This is a genomic window from Syntrophorhabdaceae bacterium (genome assembly GCA_028698615.1).
Lineage (GTDB): Bacteria > Desulfobacterota > Syntrophorhabdia > Syntrophorhabdales > Syntrophorhabdaceae > Delta-02.
In genome coordinates, this window is the sequence record JAQVWF010000017.1 from 30,470 (window position 1) to 49,766 (window position 19,297).

Sequence of the window (19,297 nt, forward strand, 5' to 3'; positions counted from 1 at the left end):
TCAGCGACATACCGCAGGGCATTGGATCGATGGTGTCGTTTGTATTTGATCCATTTCTCATGATATTGTGACTTCATGGCGAATTTGTCTCCTGCGGCACATAAAGGCATCCGTTCCTGGCGCAGCACGGTGTTGGGACCGGGCAGTATCGGCAAAAGGGCAGGGCCGCGCCTGCACGCAACAGAACGAGGCGGGATGTGACAGGAAAACAGCGTCCTCAAATAGTCTCGGCAGCGGTGATCGAGAAGGGTGGGCTTATCCTGATCGGCAAACGCAAGCGGGGGAAACGTTTTGCCGGAAACTGGGAGTTTCCGGGCGGCACACTTGAAGAGGGCGAGACGCCGGAGGAGTGTCTGAAGCGGGAGCTCCAGGAAGAACTTGACATAGAGGTTGCAGTGGGCAACCTTTTCTGCTGCAGCACAGTCAGCTACGCCCCTGACTGGACCGTTAAGCTGCTGGCCTACAAAGTGACCTTGTTGTCCGGGACTTTCAGCTTGAACGACCATGAAGAACTGCGATGGGTAAGGCCGACCGACCTGGCCGACTACGATTTCCCCGAGGCGGACAAACCTATCGTGGAAAAGCTGATCAGGCGGACCGATAGCGAAGCGGTATCGCCTGGCTCCTGTCGCGCCGTCGAAGTGGACGATCCGCCGCCTTAAAGGCTGCCGGAAGTTCCCGTGTCACCCCTTTTCATTGAGCAGGAACCGTTAAAGCTCGATCCTCTTTCTATGACGATGCCGGGCGAGGTTATGTTGCCGTTGTGAATGGCTGTCTCCTGCAATACGACCTGTTCGTCCGCATAGACGTCACCGTGGATCTCGCCGCGGGATATGAGGGACTTTGTCCGTATGGTGGCCGTGACCTTTGCCGACGGCCCCACCATCAGGAGACCTTCGGACAGGATCTCACCGTTGAAGACGCCTTCGATCATGAGAGAACCCTTGAACTTTACGGTACCCTGGATCTCGAGATCATCGGCAAAGACCGTTCCAGCCTTTTCATCCTTTGTTGAAGCAGTGGAAGCTGTGTACGCCATCATTTCCTCTTTCAGACCGTATTGTTTTATGCTCTGTTTCCCTTTGGTGCGGGAAAGTTTTTCTCTGAGGATATATCTTAGCAGATGTCGCCGTTAAAAGGAAAATTAATCGGCGCCCCTTTCTTGTTCACACCCTTTTCTTTCTCTCCAGTTCCAGGGTCACCATGTTGGCGACGTCAGGGCATTGGACTTCTATCTTGTCGCCATCCCACCAGGGGAGGCTTCCTCCGAACTGGAATGTCTCGAGATCGGGGAAGATGCTGTGGTAGAAAAAACCGCATAACCCGCCGGGATTGTGGCAGCTCAGCTCAAAGGTGTTGCCTGCTTCATGGCCGGCGCTGCAACTTCCCTTGGTCTCGACAACGGTTGCCGTGATCTTGTACCCGATACCGGGATCCTGTGCCATATTAGCTGACCTCCTTCTTCAGAGTATACGCTGCTTTATCCCATTCGAACACCTATAACCTATCATACATGTATTGTGCGAATGTGCAACATGTGGGGCCCGCCCTTTTACTGTAATTTGGTCATTTTAGGAACGTCAGGCTCCGGCCCGTATCGAGATGATGTCGCCGTCCTCAACGATGTATGTCTTGCCTTCGAGGCGCCATACGCCGGCTTTCTTGCATTCGGCCATGCTGCCGAACTTCATGAAGTCCGAGTAGGAGACGGTTTCGGCCCGAATGAAGCGGGCGGAAAGGTCGGTGTGGATCGCCCCAGCGGCCTCCTGCGCGTTCATGCCTTTCCTTATGGGCCATGCACGGCATTCATCGTCGCCCACGGTGAGGAAAGAGATGAGCCCCAATGTGTCGAAGGCAAGGCGTATCATGCGGTCCCTTATGGATTCTTCGACGGCAAACTCTTCCATGAAGGCCGCTCGCTCCTCGTCTCCCATCATCGCCAGTTCGCACTCCAGGCTGGCGCAAACATATATCACCGGGCAGCCCTCGATATCCGCGATAGACCCCTGCCCTTTTGACAGGGCGCCGACCCTGTCCTCGGAGGAGTTTACGGCGATCATCATGGACTTCTGGGAGAGAAACCTGAAACCCCTGAGAGCCTTCTCGTCATTGAGGGAAAGCTCAAGGGCCTTGAGGGGTTTCCCTTCGCCCACGTGGACGAGGCAACGTTCCAGAAGCTCCTCTTCCAGGAGAAGCGCCGTGTTGTCCTTTTTCCCGGCCTGTTTCTTGATGCGCTCGATGCGCCCTTCTATCTGGATCATGTCGGCAAGGATGAATTCGCTGACTATGCCGTGAAACTCCTTCTCAAGCTCAGCCGCCGCCGCTCCCTCGAAATTGTTCAGGGTCAGGATGAAGGCGTCGCTCATGCGCATCTTCTGGAGCGTTTTCGCATTGATGGTGGAATCCTTGACGTTGCCTTCCGATATGGCCACGGTATCGGCGAGTTCTATGCGGGCGTAGGTGCTTTTCTTCGGCTTGAAGATCCCTGTCAGCTCATCGACGCGCACGTCGGGGACATCGATGGAGATGATGTTGTCTCCGTCAGAGAATCCCCTGGCGCTTTCCACGCCGCTGAGGGCCTGGAAAAGCGTACTCTTTCCGGAACGTGCCGGACCAATGACGGAAATATACATCCTGTTCTCCCCTGTATCATGTTTCAGGAAGACATCGCGGTGGAACCATCAGCTCTCTCGTTTGGGATTTGCAGCGCTGACCTGAACGCCCGTAATGCTGCCCTGGGTCATCAGTATACCGTAACCGGCAAGAAAAGAAAAGATTGTCTACATTGTTGGTCTCTTGTCGAGCGCGCGATACCTGATAGCTTCCGCTATGTGGGTTTCCGTGATCGCTTCGGTCGTGTCGACATCGGCTATCGTTCGGGCGACCTTGAGGATGCGGTGATAGGCCCGGGGGGATAGGGCCCACTTATCGACGGCCGCTTCCAGCATTGCCTGGGCTGCGCCCTCAAGGGGGCAATATTTCCTGATGGCTCGCGCGGGCATCTGTGCGTTCGCATGGAAACTCTTTCCCGTGTATCGTTCGCGCTGTATCGCCCGGGACCGGGAAACCCTCTCCCTTATCGCGGTCGATGGTTCTTCGCGGCGGTCAAGGGCAAGCTCGCTGATCTTCACGGGAGGCACCTCGATGTGGATATCGATCCTGTCGAGGAGCGGGCCGGAGATGCGTGAGCGGTATTTGTAGATCTGGGGGCCCGTGCACGTGCAGGCCCGTTTTGGGTCACCGAGGTAGCCGCAGGGGCAGGGATTCATGGCGGCAACGAGCATGAATCTGGCCGGAAAGGTGACGGCATGATTCACCCTGGATATGGTAACATCGCCGTCTTCGAGCGGCTGGCGCAGGGCGTCGAGGACGTGACGGCGGAATTCCGGGAATTCATCGAGGAAGAGGACGCCGTTGTGAGCAAGGCTTACCTCGCCGGGTCTCGGGACGTGGCCTCCGCCGATGAGGCCGGCGTCGGATATGCTGTGATGAGGCGAGCGGAACGGCCGCTTCATGATGAGGGCGCGGTCGGCGCCGAGAAAGCCGGCAATGCTGTGGATCTTGGTTGTCTCCACCGCCTCGGCATAAGCAAGGTTCGGCATGATGGTGGGGAGACAACGGGAAAGCATCGTCTTGCCCGAACCGGGAGGCCCCACCATAATGATATTATGCCCCCCCGCCGCGGCGATCTCGAGGGCCCTCTTTGCCTGAGCCTGGCCGCTGATATCGGAAAAATCCGCATCATCCCGTGCCGCGGTACCCGGCCCGGGATGACTGTCTCCCACAAAGGGGACAAGTTCACCTTCCCCTTTGAAGTAATGGAATATCTGAAGGAGATGGTCGGCTGCGAGAACGGTTATGTCCCGCACGATGGAAGCCTCCCTGCCGTTTCCGAGGGGAACGACGATGGTGCCTATGCCCTCCTCTCGGGTCAGCAATGCCACGGGCAGGATGCCCCGAACCGGTTTTACGGAGCCATCGAGAGAGAGCTCTCCCGCTATGAGATGACCTTCCAGGGAGTCTTTCTTCAGGGCCCCCATGGCGGCGAGGATGCCAACAGCGATAGGCAGGTCGAAGGATGAACCTTCCTTGCGGACATCGGCGGGCGCGAGATTGATGGTAATGCGGTCCCCGGGAAACTCGAACCCGGCATTTTTGATGGCTGACCTGACCCGTTCCTTGCTCTCCTTTACGGAGGCCTCCGGCAAGCCGACGATGTTGAATGCCGGCAAGCCATAGGTAATGTCCACCTCCACATCGATCTTTATTCCATTGATACCATAAACGGTTGCCGTAGGAATCCGCGCTATCAAAGATGTTCCTCCCCTTTTCTTCTTGCAGGCACGAAAGTGCCATTTATGGTCTATTACTTTCGGGATGAGATTATGTGTCGAAAAAATGGGGGGGGAGAAGACAGGCGATGGGCGATAAGGTCATGGGGTCTTGCCTTTCCCATCACTTTATTACCCGCTGCCTTTCTTTGATAACGTCTTCGCTATCTCTCGGACTTCCTGTGCCTTGGAGGCGTCGCAGACGAGGATGCCGTTTCTTGAGGCGACTATGACGAGGCCCGAGACGCCCAGGGTGGCGACGGGGGTGTTGTCGGTGATGATGACGCAGCTGCTGGTGTCGAGGGCGAGGGTCTTTCCGCGGACGACGTTGCCGCTCTGGTCTGTGGGGAGCACGCGCAGCAAGGAGGTCCAGGTGCCGACATCATCCCACGTGAAGGGGGCGGGCATCATGAGGACGTTCCGCGCCTTTTCCATCAGGCCGTAGTCGATGGATACCCTCGGCAGGCGGGAGAATATGGTGTCTGCCAGGTCATTTTTACCCGCTGCGAGCGCCTTTTCGAATCTCAGGAGGCCCGAGTGAAGGTCCGGCATATGGTTTTTCAATCCCTCAAGGAGCACTTCCGCGCGCCAGACGAAGATTCCGGCGTTCCAGAAGTAGCCGCCTTCCTTGATGTAACGGCGGGCCTTCGCAAGGTTCGGCTTTTCCACATATTGCGCCACCTCGAAACAATCGGCGCAGAGTGCCGACGAAACCTTATTGCCGGTCTTTATGTAGCCGTATCCCGTTTCCGGCCGTCCCGGAACGACACCTATGGTAACAAGGTGGTTTCCGCGGCGGGCGGCCTTCACCGTCTCTTCGATGGATCGCGAGAAAGCGGCATCGTCGGGGACATAGTGGTCGGAAGGCAGGATTACCATGACGGCATCGGGGTTGCGCCTGTGGAGCATCATGGCGGACAACCCCACACAGGGAGCCGTGTCGCGGCCTGCGGGCTCGATGATGAAATTCTCGCGGGGCAATCGGGGAAGACATTTTCTTGCTACAGGAAGATGTTCCTTACCGAGAACCACGAAGATGTGCTCGAGGGGGACTATCCTTCTGGCCCTGTCGACGGTCAGTTCGATGAGCGTTCCTTCCCCGGTGACGCTGACGAAGGGTTTGGGCACAAGCTCGGTGCTCAGCGGCCAGAAACGCTCGCCCTTCCCGCCGGCCATTATGACGAAATAGGTGTCCTCGAAGGCCCTGCTTTTCGGGGAAACTCTCTTCCCCGCCCTCTTCGTTTTTTCGCTCATAGCGCCACCCACCTCAAAGGAATCTCAGGATCTCGGGTAGGATGTCCGAGGCCGTTCCCTTGAGGAAATAGTCCGTGATGGCCGAGGTGAAGGGTGTTTCTTCGAGGTTGATCTCCACAATGGCCGCCCCTTTGGACTTAGCCATATAGGGTATGTCGGCGGCGGGATAGACCACCCCCGACGTGCCTATGATGAACATGACCTTGCACTTGTTCGCCTCGTCATTGGCCCGTGCCATCTCCCCCACAGGAATGCCTTCACCGAAAAAGACGACGTCGGGCTTCAAGGCCTTTCCGCACCTCTCGCATCGCGGATAGGGATGGATGGCGGTCGCCTCGGGTGTGAAGGGCAGCCGCGTGCGGCAGTTAATGCACACGAGCCATCGATGATTACCGTGGTATTCGATGACGTTCTTGTTGCCCGCTTCCTGGTGAAGGCCGTCCACGTTCTGGGTGATGATCGCCTTCAGGTAGCCCATCTCTTCGAGGCTGCCGAGCGCGCGGTGCGCCCTGGAGGGTGCCGACGCGAATATCACCCCCGCCATCTCCCGCAACATGATCCAGACTTTTTCGGGCTGGTTCATGAAGGACCCGATCTGGGCATATTCCATGGGATCGTACTTTTCCCAGAGACCCTGACCGCCGCGAAAAGCGGGTATACCGGCATCCACGGATATCCCGGCGCCCGTGAAAGCGACGACGTATTTTCGCTCCTTGATGATATCGGCTATCTTGCTGTATTCTTTCATTCCCAATCTCTACCTTAAAGGCCGTAAGGAGTAAGGAGTTCGACGCCTCACGCTTTACGCTTCACGTCCCTGTCAACCCGTCTTCCAGCCCTTATTGATGTCCCTGAAGGCGGGAATCATCCCGAATCCATCGGCCTTTTTGATGGCCCTCTTGATGGCTTCGGAAAGAACAAATTCGGCAAGCACCCCGACCTTGTTTATGTCCGCTTCGATCTCTCCCATTGCGAGGGCGAATACGAGGTCCCCGTCAAAGGTTGTGTGGACGGGATTTATCGTCTTGATGAGACCCCCCTGGGCCATCTGCGATACCTTGGTGATGTCCCTCTTTGAGAACCCGGCGTTCGTGGCGACGACGCCCAGGGTTGTGTTCACGATGCCAAATTGTTTCTTTACGATGCCCTGCTTCAGGCAACTCGTCGTATTGGCGAATTCGAGGCTGTCCTCGGACTTTCTCAGGCCGGCGATGATCTTGCCCGTCACGTTGTCGATGATGTCGCCGAAGGCGTTTACGACGACCAGCGCGCCCACCTTGAGGCCGTCGGGCATAGCGACGCTGCATGTTCCCAATCCGCCCTTCATCGCCCTCGACATTTCGAAAAGCTTGCCGACGACAGCACCCGTTCCTGCGCCGACGCTTCCCTCAGGAACCTCTTCGCTGGCGTTGATACAGGCTTCGTAGCCCATCTGCGCCGTCGGCCGGGCCTTGTGGTCGCCGAAGAGAAGATCGAAGATGACGGCCGAGGGAACAATGGGGACGTGTGTTATCCCCACGTCGAATCCCACGCCCTTTTCCTCGAGGTAACGGGACACGCCCGTCGCCGCGTCGAGACCAAAGGAGCTTCCTCCGCACAATAGAATTGCGTGCACCCGTTCCACGATATGGCCTGTACTGAGGGCATCGACCTGCCGAGTTCCCGAAGCGCTCCCGCGCACGTCGATCCCGCCCACCGCCCCTTCTTCGCAAAGTATGACGGTACAGCCCGTCAGCCCCGTGAAGTCGGAGGCATGTCCCACCTTGATGCCCGGAATGTCAGTTATGGAATTGAACATAAGGTATCACCTTTCAATGATGAGATTTTGTCAATTACCCAGCTTTTTCCGAATATTCAGGGATTTTTGCTCGTTTTCCCGTTTGAGGTCCTTCTTGAGTTTTGTCAGCGCCTTTGCGATGGCGTCATATTTGATGGAGAGTATCTCGCAGGCTAGTATGGCCGCGTTCTTGCCTGCATCGATCCCGACGGACGCGACGGGCACGCCCTTGGGCATCTGCACGATAGAGTAGAGCGCATCCTTACCCTTAAGGATGCCGCCGCTTGCCGGCACACCGATGACAGGCAGGGTCGTGTGGGACGCGATGACGCCCGGCAGGTGGGCGGCCATCCCTGCAACGGCAATGATGACCTCGATCCCTTCTTTGCGGGCGTTTCTTGCATAGCTGACAGTCTTGTCAGGGTCGCGGTGGGCCGAGGAGATGTCGATGACATAGGAAACCCCCGCTTTCGCCAGGAAGGCAAGACCGTCTTCGATGACATTGATGTCGCTGTCACTGCCGAGCAGGATCAAGACCCTTGGTTTTTGCATACCCCCCCCAGGCCTGGATTGTTTGGTGACCATGGTCTGTAAGTAATACCACATTTTCGTGTTCGAATACATGCGTTTTGTAAGGTCAGGCACCGCGATGTTGCCTTTTCGTGCCGAATATGCTACTGATATGGAGGGAATGCAAAAAAATGGATGCTATGGCAACGGTCCCTCTTTTCAAGGGCCTTTCGGATAAACAGCTCGATGATCTTGCCCGTGCCTTTCCGCGGCGGCGGTACGCAGCGGGAGAGACGATCTTCGCGGAGGGCTCTCCCGCGGAAGGTTTTTATGTTCTCCTTTCAGGCCGCCTGAAGATATATAAGCTTTCGATGGAGGGGAAAGAGCAGATACTGCACATCATCGAGTCCGGTGAGCCTTTTGCCGAGGTGGCCCTCTTTTCGGAGACCACCTTTCCCGCCCATGCCGAGGCTATCCGCGAGAGCGAGGTGATGTTCTTTTCGAGAAAGGCCTTCAAACAGCTTGCCGTGGACGACCCTTCCATCATAATGAACATGCTCGCCATTCTTTCCCAGAGGCTCAAGTATTTCACGCGTCTCGTGGAAGACCTTTCCCTCAAGGAGGTACCCCAGAGGCTGGCCGCATATCTCGTATTCCTGGCTCAGCGCGAAGGGTCGCACCAGGTCTCGCTCGGAATATCTAAGGGCCAGCTGGCGAGCCTCCTCGGGACCATACCGGAGACCTTGTCGCGCATCATGACGAAAATGGCCGGGCGGGGGCTCATCGAAATGCAGGGGCGCCGCATCAGCATAATCGACCGCCCTGCCCTTGAGGCGCTGGCCGACGGTACCCGGGGCCTCTGACAGGGGAGAGTTTTCCTGAAACTTGAAACTTGGTCCCACATGGACGATAATGATCGTGAATGTTCGGCGTGAAGGAAAGACGCCGCATGCCCGGGCAAATCCATGGGAGAGCTTTTGAGCGAAGACAACCTGCACCAGCTCCTGGAGTATCTGGCCAGAGCCGCAAAAGAAGTTTCGCGAGGGGACTATCGCTCGGCCGGGGAGATATTCGAGCTTACAAAATCCGGGAAATATCCCCCGGGGATAACGGAGCTTGCCGAGGCCTTCGGGATGATGATGGTGATGGTTGAGGCCCGTGAGGAAAACCTCGAAAGACTGATCGAGAACCTTAGAGAACAGAAAGGTGTTCTGGAAAATACCTCGAAAGCGCTGCACCAGGCAAACATAGGAGTACTCGAGGTCCTGGGGAGCGCCATCGCGAAAAGAGATCACGGGACAAGCGCTCACAATTATCGCGTTACACTTTATGCATTCCACGTGGCGGCCGCTCTGGGTCATGACGAGAAGCACACGAGAAGCCTCATCAAGGGGTCTTTTCTCCACGATGTGGGCAAAATAGGCATCAGCGACGCGATCCTCCTCAAGGAAGGGCACTTAACGGGCAGAGAATTCGAGATCATGAAAGGCCATGTGCAGCATGGTTCCGATATCGTCAACAGCTATTCCTGGCTTAACGACTGTCTCGATGTTGTCCTCTACCACCACGAGAAATTCAATGGCACGGGGTACATGGCCGGTCTGAAGGGAGATGATATCCCCATCAACGCACGGATCTTTGCAGTGGCGGACGTCTTCGACGCATTGACCAGCGCCCGGCCATACAAAGGTGCCATGAGCTACGATGAAGCCATGGATATGATGAGAAAGGGCAGAGGATCGCACTTTGACCCCGAGATAGTCGATAGTCTGTGCGGGCTTGGCGACGCCCTGTACCGGGAGATATATTTCGGAGACGAAGACCACCTGAGGAACACCCTGAAGGGGCGCGTACAGGACCTTTTCAGAGAAGAGAATAACCATTAAAGAATAGTGACCAATAGCCAATCTACCAATTGAAAGAACTTTTCTCATGGGCAGCCATCGGCTCCTGATTTTTTCTATTTGGTTATTTGAATCTGGTCACTGGGTGTCATCTTCCATCTTGCCCCTTTCTTCCTCGGAATACCTGAATATATCGAAGACGGAGACGAAGAGGGCAAGGACAAGAGGGCCAAGGATGAGCCCGATGAAACCGAAGAACTTGATGCCCCCAAGGATGGCAAAGAATATCGCCACTGTGGGCATTTTCATTTTGCCTTTGATGATGAGGGGCCTGAGTATGTTGTCAACGGAGCTTATGGCCAGCACCCCGACGAGAATGAGGATTATACCTTTTACATACTGGGCCTGGAAGAAAAGATAGATGACCATGGGGCCCCAAACGATAAAGGTTCCCACCGCGGGAATAAAAGATGCGATAAACATGGCGAGACCCCAAACCATGGGAGAGCGAATACCGAGAAGGGCAAAGGCGATGCTGCCAATGACCGCCTGGGACATTGCGACGACCACACCCCCGTAGATGGTGGATACGACGATATCCTTTGTCTGGCGGAGAAGCCGGGTGCGCTGTTTCCTGGAAAAGGGCATGAAACTCCCCATCTTTTCAATGAATGATGGACCGTCCTCAAGAAAAAAGAAGATGGCCAGGAACATGAAGATGAAATTGACGCTGCCGACGACAATGTTGCCGAACCCTGCCTTTATGAGACCCGTCGACTCTCTCGCCGTGTACACGATGCTGTCAGTCACGGTCTTGTAGAATTCCGCTTCCGTCGTCCGGAGGACGACGATGAGCTTTTGAACTACCGTGCTGACGATGGGGTGGGCGAGAAAACCCTGGAGCAGGTTGCCGTCACCTGTCTGGATGCGGTTCACAAGGGCGACCGTCTCCTGGGTGAGGAGATAGGCGAAATAGGAGAAAGGCCCGATGAGGATAAGAAAGATGGACAGAAGCGTCAGGATCGATGCAAGCGATCTGTACCTCACGTACTTAAGGATAAAGGCGTACAGGGGGTAGAAGATAAGGGAAAGCACGATCCCCCACATGATGGCGGACAGAAAAGGGCTGAGGATCTCGTATGTAAGATACCCGAGCACGACAACGATGAACATAAGAACGAAACTGTAGAACCTGTTTTCCATCATGGGTCCACCTGAATAGGGTTAAGGCTGCCCCCGTTCCCGGAGACAGCCTTAGGAAATAATGTCAGAGTGTCAATGTGGTCTTAGCCCTGTTTTTCTCTTTCGTATGCTTCCTTACCGGCCTCAACGGCCCTCGTGATTATGTTCTTCTCCTTGTCGACGAAGTCCTTGCCCTTATCGACAAAGGTCGTCGCCTTTTCCTTTACATGGCCCACGTATTCTTCAGCCTTATCCTTTGCATCCTCGGCCAAATCCTTGATGATCCTTCTCGTTTCCTGCCCGGTCTTCGGAGTTGTCAGAAGGGCCACTCCGGCGCCTATTATCCCGCCAAGAAAGAAGGAAAGAAGAACCGTACCTGCACTGAAACCGCTATCCTGCTGTCCCATACACTACCTCCTCTTTTTTATCGCTGCGTCCTGCCTCTGGAGCACGCATTCCTCAAAAAATAAGTTACACCCGCTCTTATCCCGGCTTTCAGCCCCCTTGTTTCATTGACCGACGCCGCGGCGGCATCTTTTACTGCAAAACTTACCTCGTTGATAGCCTCTCCGATTTGCCTCACGGAACCCGAGACATACCGAGCGTCGTCCGTTACCGTGCCCACGTCATCGGTGATCTTCCTGACGCTTTGCAAGGTCGTCTGCAATTCCTCCAGCGTAGGCCGGAGGGTTTCCTCCGTGGTTGCGATGAACCGGTCCAGTGATGCCACCGTTTTCTTGAGAGTTATTATCATATGAACAACATACACGACGAGTACCACCACCGCCAGAGTAATGATACCCAGAAAAATATTATTCATGACACCCCCTTCTCACCAAGATTGACCCCAGACGCCAATGTGGACGCTGCACTGTGTCCCGCGAACGAACTTACTACAGTATAATCATAATACCACATCAAGACAAGCTTCGGGTTTCAAGTTTAACCTTCGAATGGTGCGAAAGGCACAAAAGACGAGAGGCAGGCGGATTCTTCCCCCGGCGCATTAAAGGGGGATCCGCAACGGCTCATCCTTTGCCTGAAACTTGAGACTTGAAACCTGAAACCGTCTTTCCATATAATAAGGCAGCAAAGAAGGGGCCATGGTATATTTTGTCCCGTGACCTGGAACCTGTCTCTGAGGAGGACATGAATGAAAAACGCGGTGATCCTTTTTGGGAGTCCCCGGAAGAAAGGTAATACGGTCGAATTGGCCCGGGCCATGTCAAATACACTGAAAGACAGGGGATGGGGTGTCAGGACGCTTTATCTCAACGACCTCAATATCCGGCCCTGCCAGGGTTGTTATGCTTGTCTTCCCGGCGGCGTCTGCAAGATCAATGACGACATGAGGGATGTCCGCAAGTATATCATGGAGTCGGATCTCATTGTTTACGCGACCCCGATATACTGGTTCGGCCCCTCAGGACAGTTGAAGCTCGTCATGGACCGGTCCATGGCTTTCATGGACGAGAACTTTGGCTCCCGCATAGAAGGGAAGAAAGCCGTTACCCTGACGACATTCGGCGACGAGGATATGGATTCCTGCCGACCTGCGATCGATATTTTCCGGAAGACCTTCGACCTCCTCAAGGTGACCTACGCGGGACAGGTCGACGTACCCGGCTGCCAGCCGCAAGGGGGCGTCAAACAGGAATACATAGACAGGACGAAGGCGCTCGCCGAATCACTGGCATGAATATCCGCGGTCCCTTCTACTTCACCACGAAAAAGACCGGCAAGGCCATCTGGGACTACAAGATGCTCAACGACGGCGACAAGGTCATCCTTGCCGTCTCGGGCGGCAAGGACAGTCTGTGTCTTCTCAAGATAATGCAGGAGCGCCTGAAATTCGTCCCCATCAATTACGAACTCATCGCCTGCCATGTGGACATGGGTTTTCCCTGGGTCAATACGGACATACTCGCCGACTACTTCGAAAAGGAGGGTCTTTCCTACATCATCGCACGGCCTCCCGAGGCATGGAAGGGGCAAGAGGAGGATTTCGACTGTTTCTGGTGCAGCTGGAACCGGCGCAAGGCCATCTTCGATCTCGCGGGTGACATCGGCGCGAACAAGATCGCCTTCGCCCATCACATGGACGACATCATAGAAACGATGCTGCTCAATCTTTTTTTCCAGGGCGAGATCGGAACCATGATGCCCTATCAGGAGATGTTCGACGGGGAACTGGCCATCATTCGCCCCCTGGCCTATGTCGAAGAGAAGGAACTCACCCGCCTCGCCAGGATCCTGGACCTCCCCGTCATCGCCTCGTCATGTCCCCGCGGGGACACCTCGAAGCGGAGCCTCGTCAAAGGCATCGTCGCCGACCTCAGGCAGCACAACCGCAACGTAAAGAAGAACATCTTCAGAAGCCTCGCCAAGATCCGCAAAGAATACCTCCCGGAAATCGCACCGAAGTGAGTGACAAACGAATAACCAATGACCAAAGAAGAACCAGCAGCTGTATCATTGTTTGGTTATTGTCGGCTTTCCTGGTCACCGGTCACTCCCGTCATTTCAGATTCGGCAGCAGGCGGTCAAACACCCAGAAGCTGATGACGAGGACCAGAGCGACGATATAAAGATGGGGCAGAACACGTCCGACGCCCGGGGGGGCCTTCTTAAGCCAGCGGGCGGGGATAATGCTTACGATGACCACGAAGAGAAGGAAGAAGCAAAAAGGATTATAAGCGGCGGCGTCTCCGGGGTTGCCCGCGATAAGGCTGAGCATGGCGCGGGTCATGCCGCAGCCGGGGCAGGGGATGCCCGTGAGCGCCTCGAAGGGACAGAAGACGGGGAGGGTGCCGACGAGTTTCTCGGCGGAGACGATCCCCGTCGTGTTAACGAAGACAAACGCCAGGAGAAGGGCGATAAGGGCGAGGGCCGCTTTCCTGGGGATGAGATAATGCTCCATCCTATTTGCCGAAGATCTTGTTTATGGCATTCTGCTGGATGGCGTCGGTGACGATGTTGAGGCCGATTATCGCGAGGATGAGACTGAGGACGGGCAGGTCCCTGGATTGTGGGAAGCCCCGTTTGTCCTGGGCTTCTACGATACCCTGGGCCATGTAATACTCGTAGTAAATGTTAAAGAGGCTGCAGGTCACGATGGTCAGAAGGAACCAGAGCCAGAAATTATACCGCTGTTGTCCGAGAAGGTAATTGATGGCGCGCATCTGCCGGGCCTGCCAGAAGAACCAGTAGATGCCGCATGTGATGACGGACAGGATGATGTCGAGGGCGATGTTCGATGAAAAGGAGCCTGTGTCGGGCTCGGGAAGGGGAGAGTCAAAGGTCCTGCCCTGGCTTACATCCCCGTAGGGGGCCCCTATGGATTTCCCGCATGCGGAGCAGAAGAGCGCCCCGGATGCTATCTGGACGCCGCAATGGGGGCAGGTCACTATGCCGGGTTCCGCTGCGCCCAGTTCTTTTCCGCATTTTATGCAAAAATGTGATCCCTCCGGATTCTCGTTACCGCAGTTCCCGCACCGCATGGCGTACCTCCTTCCGAATTTTTCCGATTGTACCAGCGGTGCCTGAAATTGTAAAGCGAAAGACGATTATGTTGCCGCCTTCAACCGCCTCGATCACGACCAATGGTCAAGGGAAAGCAAAAAAGCACACAGGTTGCGCCTGTTGTTGTTCAGGTTCAGTTTTTTTCTAATGTTATACCTGTGAACCTCAACGGCCCGACGGGATATGTGAAGTGATTCGGCAATCTCTTTTGTTTTCCTGCCGTCCTTGATCAGGCTCGCAATATGCATTTCCGTGGGCGTAAACCCAAAATGACTGATATTCTTCAAGAACGGTGAAATGATGTTGTTCAGGTTGTTTTCAATGATCTCCATGAACATTTTTTGTCTGATATTGAGATTCATTTTTTGCATTTTGTTAATGTAGGGGAAGACCAGTGTTTTGACGTTGAGGACAATGTTATCCTCAAGTTCCTGTTTGTTCTCTTCAATGTGCCTGGCCAGCGCTTTCAAAGCTATATTTGCTTCCTCAAGATGCTGAGATTTGAAGCGAAGTTCTTCCTCTCTCCTCTTCAATGCTTCCTCTGCCAGTTTGCGATTTGTTATGTCTCTCAGGTACGACAGCAGCGCGAAATCCCCAAAGTACTTTATGGCAGAAACAGATACCTCAATATATATAACCGTTCCATCTTTGCGGATACCCTTGAACTCGTATCGTGATGGGCTTCTTGCGCCCCCCTTTGCTGTAGGTGGTCACCATTTCTTGATCGTCGGGGTGCACCGTGATAGTGATCGGCTGTCCCACGATCTCCCCGATATTTTCGTATCCGAACATCTTAAGGAATTTCTCATTCACATAGAAATGCAGACTGCCCTTTGTCAGGGCAACACCGTCATTCGATTTCTCAATAGCGATCCGGTAACGCTCTTCCGATTCCCTCAACAGCGTTTCAGCATTTCTCCGCTCTGTTATATCACGGCCTTCGGCAATCAGAAAAACTGCCTTGCCCTCCTTGCCCAATACGGGTTTTAAGGAAAAATCGAAATAATGAAGGGCGCCGTCCGAAGAGCGGTGAGTGGCCTCGAAACGCTGGAGTCTTTGGTCTGCGGATTCCTTTACGGCATTCCGCAGCATATTCATCAGTTTCCTGGAATGAGACCACCATGGCGTCATCCAGAACTTGCGTCCAATGACATCCTTTTCCTGAGCCCCGACGAACAGCAATGCGGCCCTGTTCACCTCCAATACGTCGCCGCCAGGCGTCAACAGGGCCATGAACTGAAACGTGAGGTCAAATATCGCACGAAATCTGCGTTCCCTTTCGAGAAGCTCTTCCCCTGACCTTCGGTTTTCATTGATATTACACATAATCTGTGCACGTCCCTCCATTCCTGCGCCTGGTCATGATGCGTCTTGGACATCGGGGCTATGGAATAATGGTCGAACGATATCATGTTTTACTTAATGAGGCCCCCCCATAATTGCATGAACAATTTTCGCGTCTGCACAATACTAATAATTCATATGTATTCCGTAGCAAGTTATTTGCTATAGCATTGTGTTTGCTTTTTGCATACAATTACGTGTTGCTTTCGTAGGAAAGCCATAGACCAAACATGTCGGGGGAACGTTTCGCTTGAGTGAAGAACACTACCGCTCTTTTGTCGACCTGAGTCCCGACATCATTTATCGCCTGGACAAGGAAGGACGGATAGTGTTCATTTCCAACGCCGTAAGACAACTCGGCTATGATCCGGACGAGCTTACGGGAAGGTTGTTCGAAGATATAGTCCATCCTGATGACCGAGGGCAAGCACCGGCTCACTTTGTGGAAAGACGTGTGGGCGATAGATCCACCCGAAAAATGGAACTGCGCCTTGTTAAAAAGAACAGAATCGTCCAGAACTACTCTCTTGCCGAGGTCACCGTTGAGCTTTCTTCCAAGGGGAAATGGGATGTTCCCGATGCCGACATATCAAACCCGGGGAAACGCTTTCTGTACTCGCAGGGTATCGCCCGGGATATTACCGAACGGAAGCGCATGGAAGAGGAACGGGAAGAACTTATTGTCGAACTCAAAGAAGCCTTATTCAGGGTCAAGACATTGAGCGGACTGCTTCCCATATGCAGTCACTGCAAGAAGATCCGCAATGACACGGGTCGTTGGGAACAATTGGAAGATTACATAAGACGGCATTCGGAAGCAGAATTCAGTCATGCCCTTTGTCCGGAATGCGCAAGAAAGACATATCCAGACTATTTCAAATGAAAAAGCATCAAATCGGGCACAGTTCGCCCTGAGGGAGCCTGTTCCATGACCTTTGCAGAAGATACGGAACGAAAAGAGCATAAAGAGACCATCAAGCAAAGGGAAGAGATATATCAAGCATTGATCGAGTCAACGGATATCGGTTTTGTGGTCCTCAATGCCAGGGCCGCCGTCGTGGACGCCAACGTTACATATGTCAGCCTTGCAGGCCACCGCTGTATCAGAGACATCCTTGGAAAGAACATCTTTGAATGGACGGCGCCGCACGATCGGGACAGGCTCGCTCAAGAACTGATGATATGCCTGGAGAAAGGTTCTGCACGGAACCTCGAGATCGATCATACGGACAGGAAGGGCAGCGTCACGCCGGTCGAGATCAACTCCACGCGTATCAATACCGATTCTGGAAATAGCATCGTCGCTTTTTGTCGCGATATTTCAAACCGCAGACGTATCGCAGGAAGACTCAATTATGAACTCGAAAAAGTTTCAGCCCTTACAGAAAGCACTCCATTTGGGCTGATGGTCATCGATAAACGGGGGAATCTCAAATATATCAACAACAAGTTCAAAATAATATTCGGATATGAGATCGAAGATCTTCGGGATGGAAGGACATGGTTCCGAAAGGCATATCCCGATCGGGACTATCGGCACAGGGTAATTTCCACCTGGGTCGAATGCGCGGGAAGATTCTTGAAGCCCGGCGAAGCCGGGGAGAGAAAACCCTATACGTTTACCGCGGTCTGTAAAGACGGCTCGAAAAAGATGATCAACTTTATCCCCGTACAGCTCAGCAGCGGTGATACCCTCATTAGCTGCGAGGACATCACCGCCCGAAAGCTGATGGAAAAAGAGAAGATGCAGCTTGAGGCGCGGATGCGCCAATCAGAAAAGATGGAAGCCATCGGAAAACTGGCCGGCGGCATTGCCCACGACTTTAACAACATCCTTTCCGTTCTGCTGGGCCATGCCGGTTTTCTGAAGATGAAGATCCGGGGAGACGATCCGCTGAAAGCCCGTGTGGCGCAGATCATCGATGCAATTGAAAAGGCCTCGAGCTTCACCAGGAGTCTCCTTGCCTTCAGCCGGAAACAGGACGTCGTGCTTCAACCGGTTCAGATCAATGCCGTGATCAGGAAGGGCATATACGTTCTGGCCGCGCTGCTTCCGAAAAATATCCAGCTCGAGATGTTGCTCGACGCTCAGGATGAGACGATCCTGGCGGATATATCCAAGATCGATCAGGTCATGATGAATCTGATCGCAAACGCCCGCGATGCCATGCCGCAAGGCGGGAAGATCACCATTGAATCGAAAAAGGTCACCCTGGACAAGAGATTCCAGGAGCTGCATGGATACGGCGCCCCGGCGGAGTATGTCCTGATCACCGTTGCCGACACGGGCACCGGCATGGATGAGGGTGCAAAAGACAAGATATTCGAGCCCTTCTATACCACGAAGAAAACGGGGGAGGGAACAGGTCTTGGCCTTGCCATTGTTTACGGCATAGTGAAGCAGCATAATGGATATATCAACGTTTCCAGCGAGCCGAACAGGGGAACGACTTTTAATGTCTATTTCCCTGTAGAAACGCCGGAGAAGCCCGAGAGATCGATGAGCCATTCATCTGAGGCGAAAGTCAACAACGCTGATGCTGATGAAGGGCCCCCTGCGTTTTAACCCGCCGGGTCCCGAGAACATAAAACGTAGAATATCGCGCCGCCCGTTGATTCCCGCAATAGAGCATGATCGTTTTGCCTTGAACCACCATGGCTGCTGGTGGTAATAAATGAAAGGGATCATGTCACCATATAATCCATTTTCTTCCCACCATTCTGAACAGAATATTTCTTTTGACGTTCCCGACGTTTCGTTCTTGAGACTTTACAGGGGTTCGCGCGGATCAAGGAATGAGCTTGGAATATAATTCCTGACCCAGGGAGGGTAAGCGATGAACAAACATGTGCCGGTGTGGCTATGGGCAACAGCAGCGGCTGCAGGCGTGTTCCTCATCGGATGGGGCGACTGGCTGACTGGATATGAGCTAAATTTTCTGTTGTTCTACTTTGCCCCCATATCGATCTGTGCATGGTTTCTTGGGTTTGGGGCATCAGCGGCTTTAGCCGTCCTCAGTATTTTAGTATGGTTAGGAGTGAACTTCTTGACGGGATACACACCCGCCTCTCATATTATTGCAGTCTGGAACACCATGATCCGTTTCTTTTCCTTCTTGACGATAGGGTGGTCTGTTTCAAGAATAAGGCACGCCCTTGACCATGAGCACAGCACTGCAGAAGATCTGCGCCGGGCACTTTCTGAGGTTAAGGTTCTCGAGTCCTTCCTCCCCATCTGTGCCGAATGCAAGAAGATCCGTGATCAGCAGGGTGTTTGGCAAAACCTGGAAGACTATATCGGCCATCACTCAGGCACGCGGTTCTCCCACGGCTACTGTCCGGAGTGTGCCAAAAAGGCGATGGAAGAAGCGGGTCTGATCGATAGAAAGACCGAACAATAACCTCCAAACGCTTACCCATAATATTTCAGCAGCCAGACAGCTTTCCGGATATATAACGTAAACGATTGATGGTAAGGATAATGCGAGAGAGGGGACTTGAACCCCTATGGTTTAACCCGCTGGATCCTAAGT

General features: G+C 54.0%; 23 protein-coding genes. 8 read left to right on the forward strand and 15 right to left on the reverse strand.

Translation table 11 applies throughout. The features are described from left to right. Positions 1-197 precede the first annotated feature (197 nt). Positions 198-662 carry a (deoxy)nucleoside triphosphate pyrophosphohydrolase gene (locus PHC90_07990; protein MDD3846286.1) on the forward strand — a complete coding sequence of 155 codons (465 nt, stop codon included), beginning with the start codon at positions 198-200 and terminating at the stop codon, positions 660-662. Here PHC90_07990 and PHC90_07995 read toward each other — a convergent pair. The 8 genes from PHC90_07995 to purE form a co-directional block, all read right to left on the reverse strand. After that, entirely contained in the window at positions 659-1,042 is a 384-nt protein-coding gene (locus PHC90_07995; protein ID MDD3846287.1) for a polymer-forming cytoskeletal protein, read from the reverse strand. The genes PHC90_07990 and PHC90_07995 overlap by 4 nt on opposite strands. A 124-nt stretch (positions 1,043-1,166) precedes the next feature. Further along, a complete protein-coding gene (locus PHC90_08000; protein MDD3846288.1) occupies positions 1,167-1,445 on the reverse strand; it encodes a TIGR04076 family protein in 279 nt (92 codons plus the stop codon). Between the two features lie 135 nt (positions 1,446-1,580). After that, positions 1,581-2,633 carry a DUF933 domain-containing protein gene (locus PHC90_08005; GenBank protein ID MDD3846289.1) on the reverse strand — a complete coding sequence of 351 codons (1,053 nt, stop codon included), beginning with the start codon at positions 2,631-2,633 and terminating at the stop codon, positions 1,581-1,583. Between the two features lie 147 nt (positions 2,634-2,780). Continuing rightward, the gene (locus PHC90_08010; protein MDD3846290.1) at positions 2,781-4,313 is read right to left on the reverse strand and encodes a YifB family Mg chelatase-like AAA ATPase; all 1,533 of its coding nucleotides are present in this window, start codon (positions 4,311-4,313) and stop codon (positions 2,781-2,783) included. A 150-nt stretch (positions 4,314-4,463) separates the two neighbouring features. Further along, positions 4,464-5,585 carry a mannose-1-phosphate guanylyltransferase gene (locus tag PHC90_08015; GenBank protein MDD3846291.1) on the reverse strand — a complete coding sequence of 374 codons (1,122 nt, stop codon included), beginning with the start codon at positions 5,583-5,585 and terminating at the stop codon, positions 4,464-4,466. A 13-nt stretch (positions 5,586-5,598) separates the two neighbouring features. Next, complete coding sequence (locus tag PHC90_08020) at positions 5,599-6,333, reverse strand: NAD-dependent deacylase (GenBank protein MDD3846292.1); 735 nt, start codon at positions 6,331-6,333, stop codon at positions 5,599-5,601. Positions 6,334-6,405: 72 nt separating this feature from the next. Next, complete coding sequence (locus PHC90_08025) at positions 6,406-7,383, reverse strand: P1 family peptidase (protein ID MDD3846293.1); 978 nt, start codon at positions 7,381-7,383, stop codon at positions 6,406-6,408. 30 nt (positions 7,384-7,413) lie between these two features. Then, a complete protein-coding gene (purE, locus tag PHC90_08030) occupies positions 7,414-7,914 on the reverse strand; it encodes a 5-(carboxyamino)imidazole ribonucleotide mutase (GenBank protein ID MDD3846294.1) in 501 nt (166 codons plus the stop codon). A gap of 149 nt (positions 7,915-8,063) precedes the next feature. On the opposite strand from purE, the gene PHC90_08035 reads away from it, so the two are divergent. Then, positions 8,064-8,735 (forward strand): Crp/Fnr family transcriptional regulator, encoded by a 672-nt coding sequence (locus PHC90_08035; protein ID MDD3846295.1) that lies wholly within the window; start codon positions 8,064-8,066, stop codon positions 8,733-8,735. 114 nt (positions 8,736-8,849) lie between these two features. After that, a complete protein-coding gene (locus PHC90_08040; GenBank protein ID MDD3846296.1) occupies positions 8,850-9,758 on the forward strand; it encodes an HD-GYP domain-containing protein in 909 nt (302 codons plus the stop codon). A 96-nt stretch (positions 9,759-9,854) separates the two neighbouring features. On the opposite strand, the gene PHC90_08045 is transcribed toward PHC90_08040, so the two are convergent. The 3 genes from PHC90_08045 to PHC90_08055 form a co-directional block, all read right to left on the reverse strand. After that, entirely contained in the window at positions 9,855-10,922 is a 1,068-nt protein-coding gene (locus PHC90_08045; GenBank protein ID MDD3846297.1) for an AI-2E family transporter, read from the reverse strand. A gap of 80 nt (positions 10,923-11,002) precedes the next feature. Next, positions 11,003-11,305 carry a YtxH domain-containing protein gene (locus PHC90_08050; GenBank protein MDD3846298.1) on the reverse strand — a complete coding sequence of 101 codons (303 nt, stop codon included), beginning with the start codon at positions 11,303-11,305 and terminating at the stop codon, positions 11,003-11,005. Positions 11,306-11,322: 17 nt separating this feature from the next. Then, positions 11,323-11,718: a DUF948 domain-containing protein gene (locus PHC90_08055; GenBank protein MDD3846299.1), complete on the reverse strand. Its 396-nt coding sequence runs from the start codon at positions 11,716-11,718 to the stop codon at positions 11,323-11,325. 333 nt (positions 11,719-12,051) lie between these two features. On the opposite strand from PHC90_08055, the gene PHC90_08060 reads away from it, so the two are divergent. Together PHC90_08060 and PHC90_08065 are read left to right on the forward strand one after the other, a co-directional pair. Then, positions 12,052-12,597 carry a flavodoxin family protein gene (locus tag PHC90_08060; GenBank protein MDD3846300.1) on the forward strand — a complete coding sequence of 182 codons (546 nt, stop codon included), beginning with the start codon at positions 12,052-12,054 and terminating at the stop codon, positions 12,595-12,597. Next, the gene (locus PHC90_08065; protein ID MDD3846301.1) at positions 12,594-13,325 is read left to right on the forward strand and encodes an ATP-binding protein; all 732 of its coding nucleotides are present in this window, start codon (positions 12,594-12,596) and stop codon (positions 13,323-13,325) included. Before PHC90_08060 ends, PHC90_08065 begins: the two co-directional genes overlap by 4 nt. 91 nt (positions 13,326-13,416) lie before the next feature. On the opposite strand, the gene PHC90_08070 is transcribed toward PHC90_08065, so the two are convergent. The 4 genes from PHC90_08070 to PHC90_08085 all read right to left on the reverse strand — a co-directional run bounded on the left by PHC90_08070 (position 13,417) and on the right by PHC90_08085 (position 15,746). Beyond that, positions 13,417-13,818, reverse strand: a complete 402-nt coding sequence (locus PHC90_08070) for a DUF2752 domain-containing protein (GenBank protein ID MDD3846302.1) — start codon at positions 13,816-13,818, stop codon at positions 13,417-13,419. A 1-nt stretch (position 13,819) separates the two neighbouring features. Further along, entirely contained in the window at positions 13,820-14,398 is a 579-nt protein-coding gene (locus PHC90_08075) for a zinc-ribbon domain-containing protein (GenBank protein MDD3846303.1), read from the reverse strand. Positions 14,399-14,491: 93 nt separating this feature from the next. Beyond that, positions 14,492-14,953 (reverse strand): helix-turn-helix transcriptional regulator, encoded by a 462-nt coding sequence (locus PHC90_08080; protein MDD3846304.1) that lies wholly within the window; start codon positions 14,951-14,953, stop codon positions 14,492-14,494. Positions 14,954-15,044: 91 nt separating this feature from the next. Beyond that, a complete protein-coding gene (locus PHC90_08085) occupies positions 15,045-15,746 on the reverse strand; it encodes a PAS domain-containing protein (protein MDD3846305.1) in 702 nt (233 codons plus the stop codon). Positions 15,747-16,014: 268 nt separating this feature from the next. On the opposite strand from PHC90_08085, the gene PHC90_08090 reads away from it, so the two are divergent. From PHC90_08090 to PHC90_08100, 3 genes are all read left to right on the forward strand, one after another. Continuing rightward, complete coding sequence (locus tag PHC90_08090) at positions 16,015-16,647, forward strand: PAS domain S-box protein (protein MDD3846306.1); 633 nt, start codon at positions 16,015-16,017, stop codon at positions 16,645-16,647. A 45-nt stretch (positions 16,648-16,692) separates the two neighbouring features. Next, entirely contained in the window at positions 16,693-18,330 is a 1,638-nt protein-coding gene (locus PHC90_08095; GenBank protein ID MDD3846307.1) for a PAS domain S-box protein, read from the forward strand. Between the two features lie 271 nt (positions 18,331-18,601). Continuing rightward, positions 18,602-19,165: a hypothetical protein gene (locus PHC90_08100; GenBank protein ID MDD3846308.1), complete on the forward strand. Its 564-nt coding sequence runs from the start codon at positions 18,602-18,604 to the stop codon at positions 19,163-19,165. The last annotated feature ends 132 nt before the right edge of the window (positions 19,166-19,297 follow it).

What these genes read in the sequence shown, in the direction of transcription:
- PHC90_07995 (MDD3846287.1), bottom strand. Translation starts at nt 1,042, where the DNA reads ATGATGGCGTACACAGCTTCCACTGCTTCAACAAAGGATGAAAAGGCT.
- PHC90_08065 (MDD3846301.1), top strand. Translation starts at nt 12,594, where the DNA reads ATGAATATCCGCGGTCCCTTCTACTTCACCACGAAAAAGACCGGCAAG.
- PHC90_08075 (MDD3846303.1), bottom strand. Translation starts at nt 14,398, where the DNA reads ATGCGGTGCGGGAACTGCGGTAACGAGAATCCGGAGGGATCACATTTT.
- PHC90_08025 (MDD3846293.1), bottom strand. Translation starts at nt 7,383, where the DNA reads ATGTTCAATTCCATAACTGACATTCCGGGCATCAAGGTGGGACATGCC.
- PHC90_08020 (MDD3846292.1), bottom strand. Translation starts at nt 6,333, where the DNA reads ATGAAAGAATACAGCAAGATAGCCGATATCATCAAGGAGCGAAAATAC.
- PHC90_08095 (MDD3846307.1), top strand. Translation starts at nt 16,693, where the DNA reads ATGACCTTTGCAGAAGATACGGAACGAAAAGAGCATAAAGAGACCATC.
- PHC90_08000 (MDD3846288.1), bottom strand. Translation starts at nt 1,445, where the DNA reads ATGGCACAGGATCCCGGTATCGGGTACAAGATCACGGCAACCGTTGTC.
- PHC90_08055 (MDD3846299.1), bottom strand. Translation starts at nt 11,718, where the DNA reads ATGAATAATATTTTTCTGGGTATCATTACTCTGGCGGTGGTGGTACTC.
- PHC90_08085 (MDD3846305.1), bottom strand. Translation starts at nt 15,746, where the DNA reads ATGTGTAATATCAATGAAAACCGAAGGTCAGGGGAAGAGCTTCTCGAA.
- PHC90_08045 (MDD3846297.1), bottom strand. Translation starts at nt 10,922, where the DNA reads ATGATGGAAAACAGGTTCTACAGTTTCGTTCTTATGTTCATCGTTGTC.
- PHC90_08005 (MDD3846289.1), bottom strand. Translation starts at nt 2,633, where the DNA reads ATGTATATTTCCGTCATTGGTCCGGCACGTTCCGGAAAGAGTACGCTT.
- PHC90_08015 (MDD3846291.1), bottom strand. Translation starts at nt 5,585, where the DNA reads ATGAGCGAAAAAACGAAGAGGGCGGGGAAGAGAGTTTCCCCGAAAAGC.
- PHC90_08050 (MDD3846298.1), bottom strand. Translation starts at nt 11,305, where the DNA reads ATGGGACAGCAGGATAGCGGTTTCAGTGCAGGTACGGTTCTTCTTTCC.
- PHC90_08070 (MDD3846302.1), bottom strand. Translation starts at nt 13,818, where the DNA reads ATGGAGCATTATCTCATCCCCAGGAAAGCGGCCCTCGCCCTTATCGCC.
- purE (MDD3846294.1), bottom strand. Translation starts at nt 7,914, where the DNA reads ATGCAAAAACCAAGGGTCTTGATCCTGCTCGGCAGTGACAGCGACATC.
- PHC90_08035 (MDD3846295.1), top strand. Translation starts at nt 8,064, where the DNA reads ATGGATGCTATGGCAACGGTCCCTCTTTTCAAGGGCCTTTCGGATAAA.
- PHC90_08100 (MDD3846308.1), top strand. Translation starts at nt 18,602, where the DNA reads ATGAACAAACATGTGCCGGTGTGGCTATGGGCAACAGCAGCGGCTGCA.
- PHC90_08060 (MDD3846300.1), top strand. Translation starts at nt 12,052, where the DNA reads ATGAAAAACGCGGTGATCCTTTTTGGGAGTCCCCGGAAGAAAGGTAAT.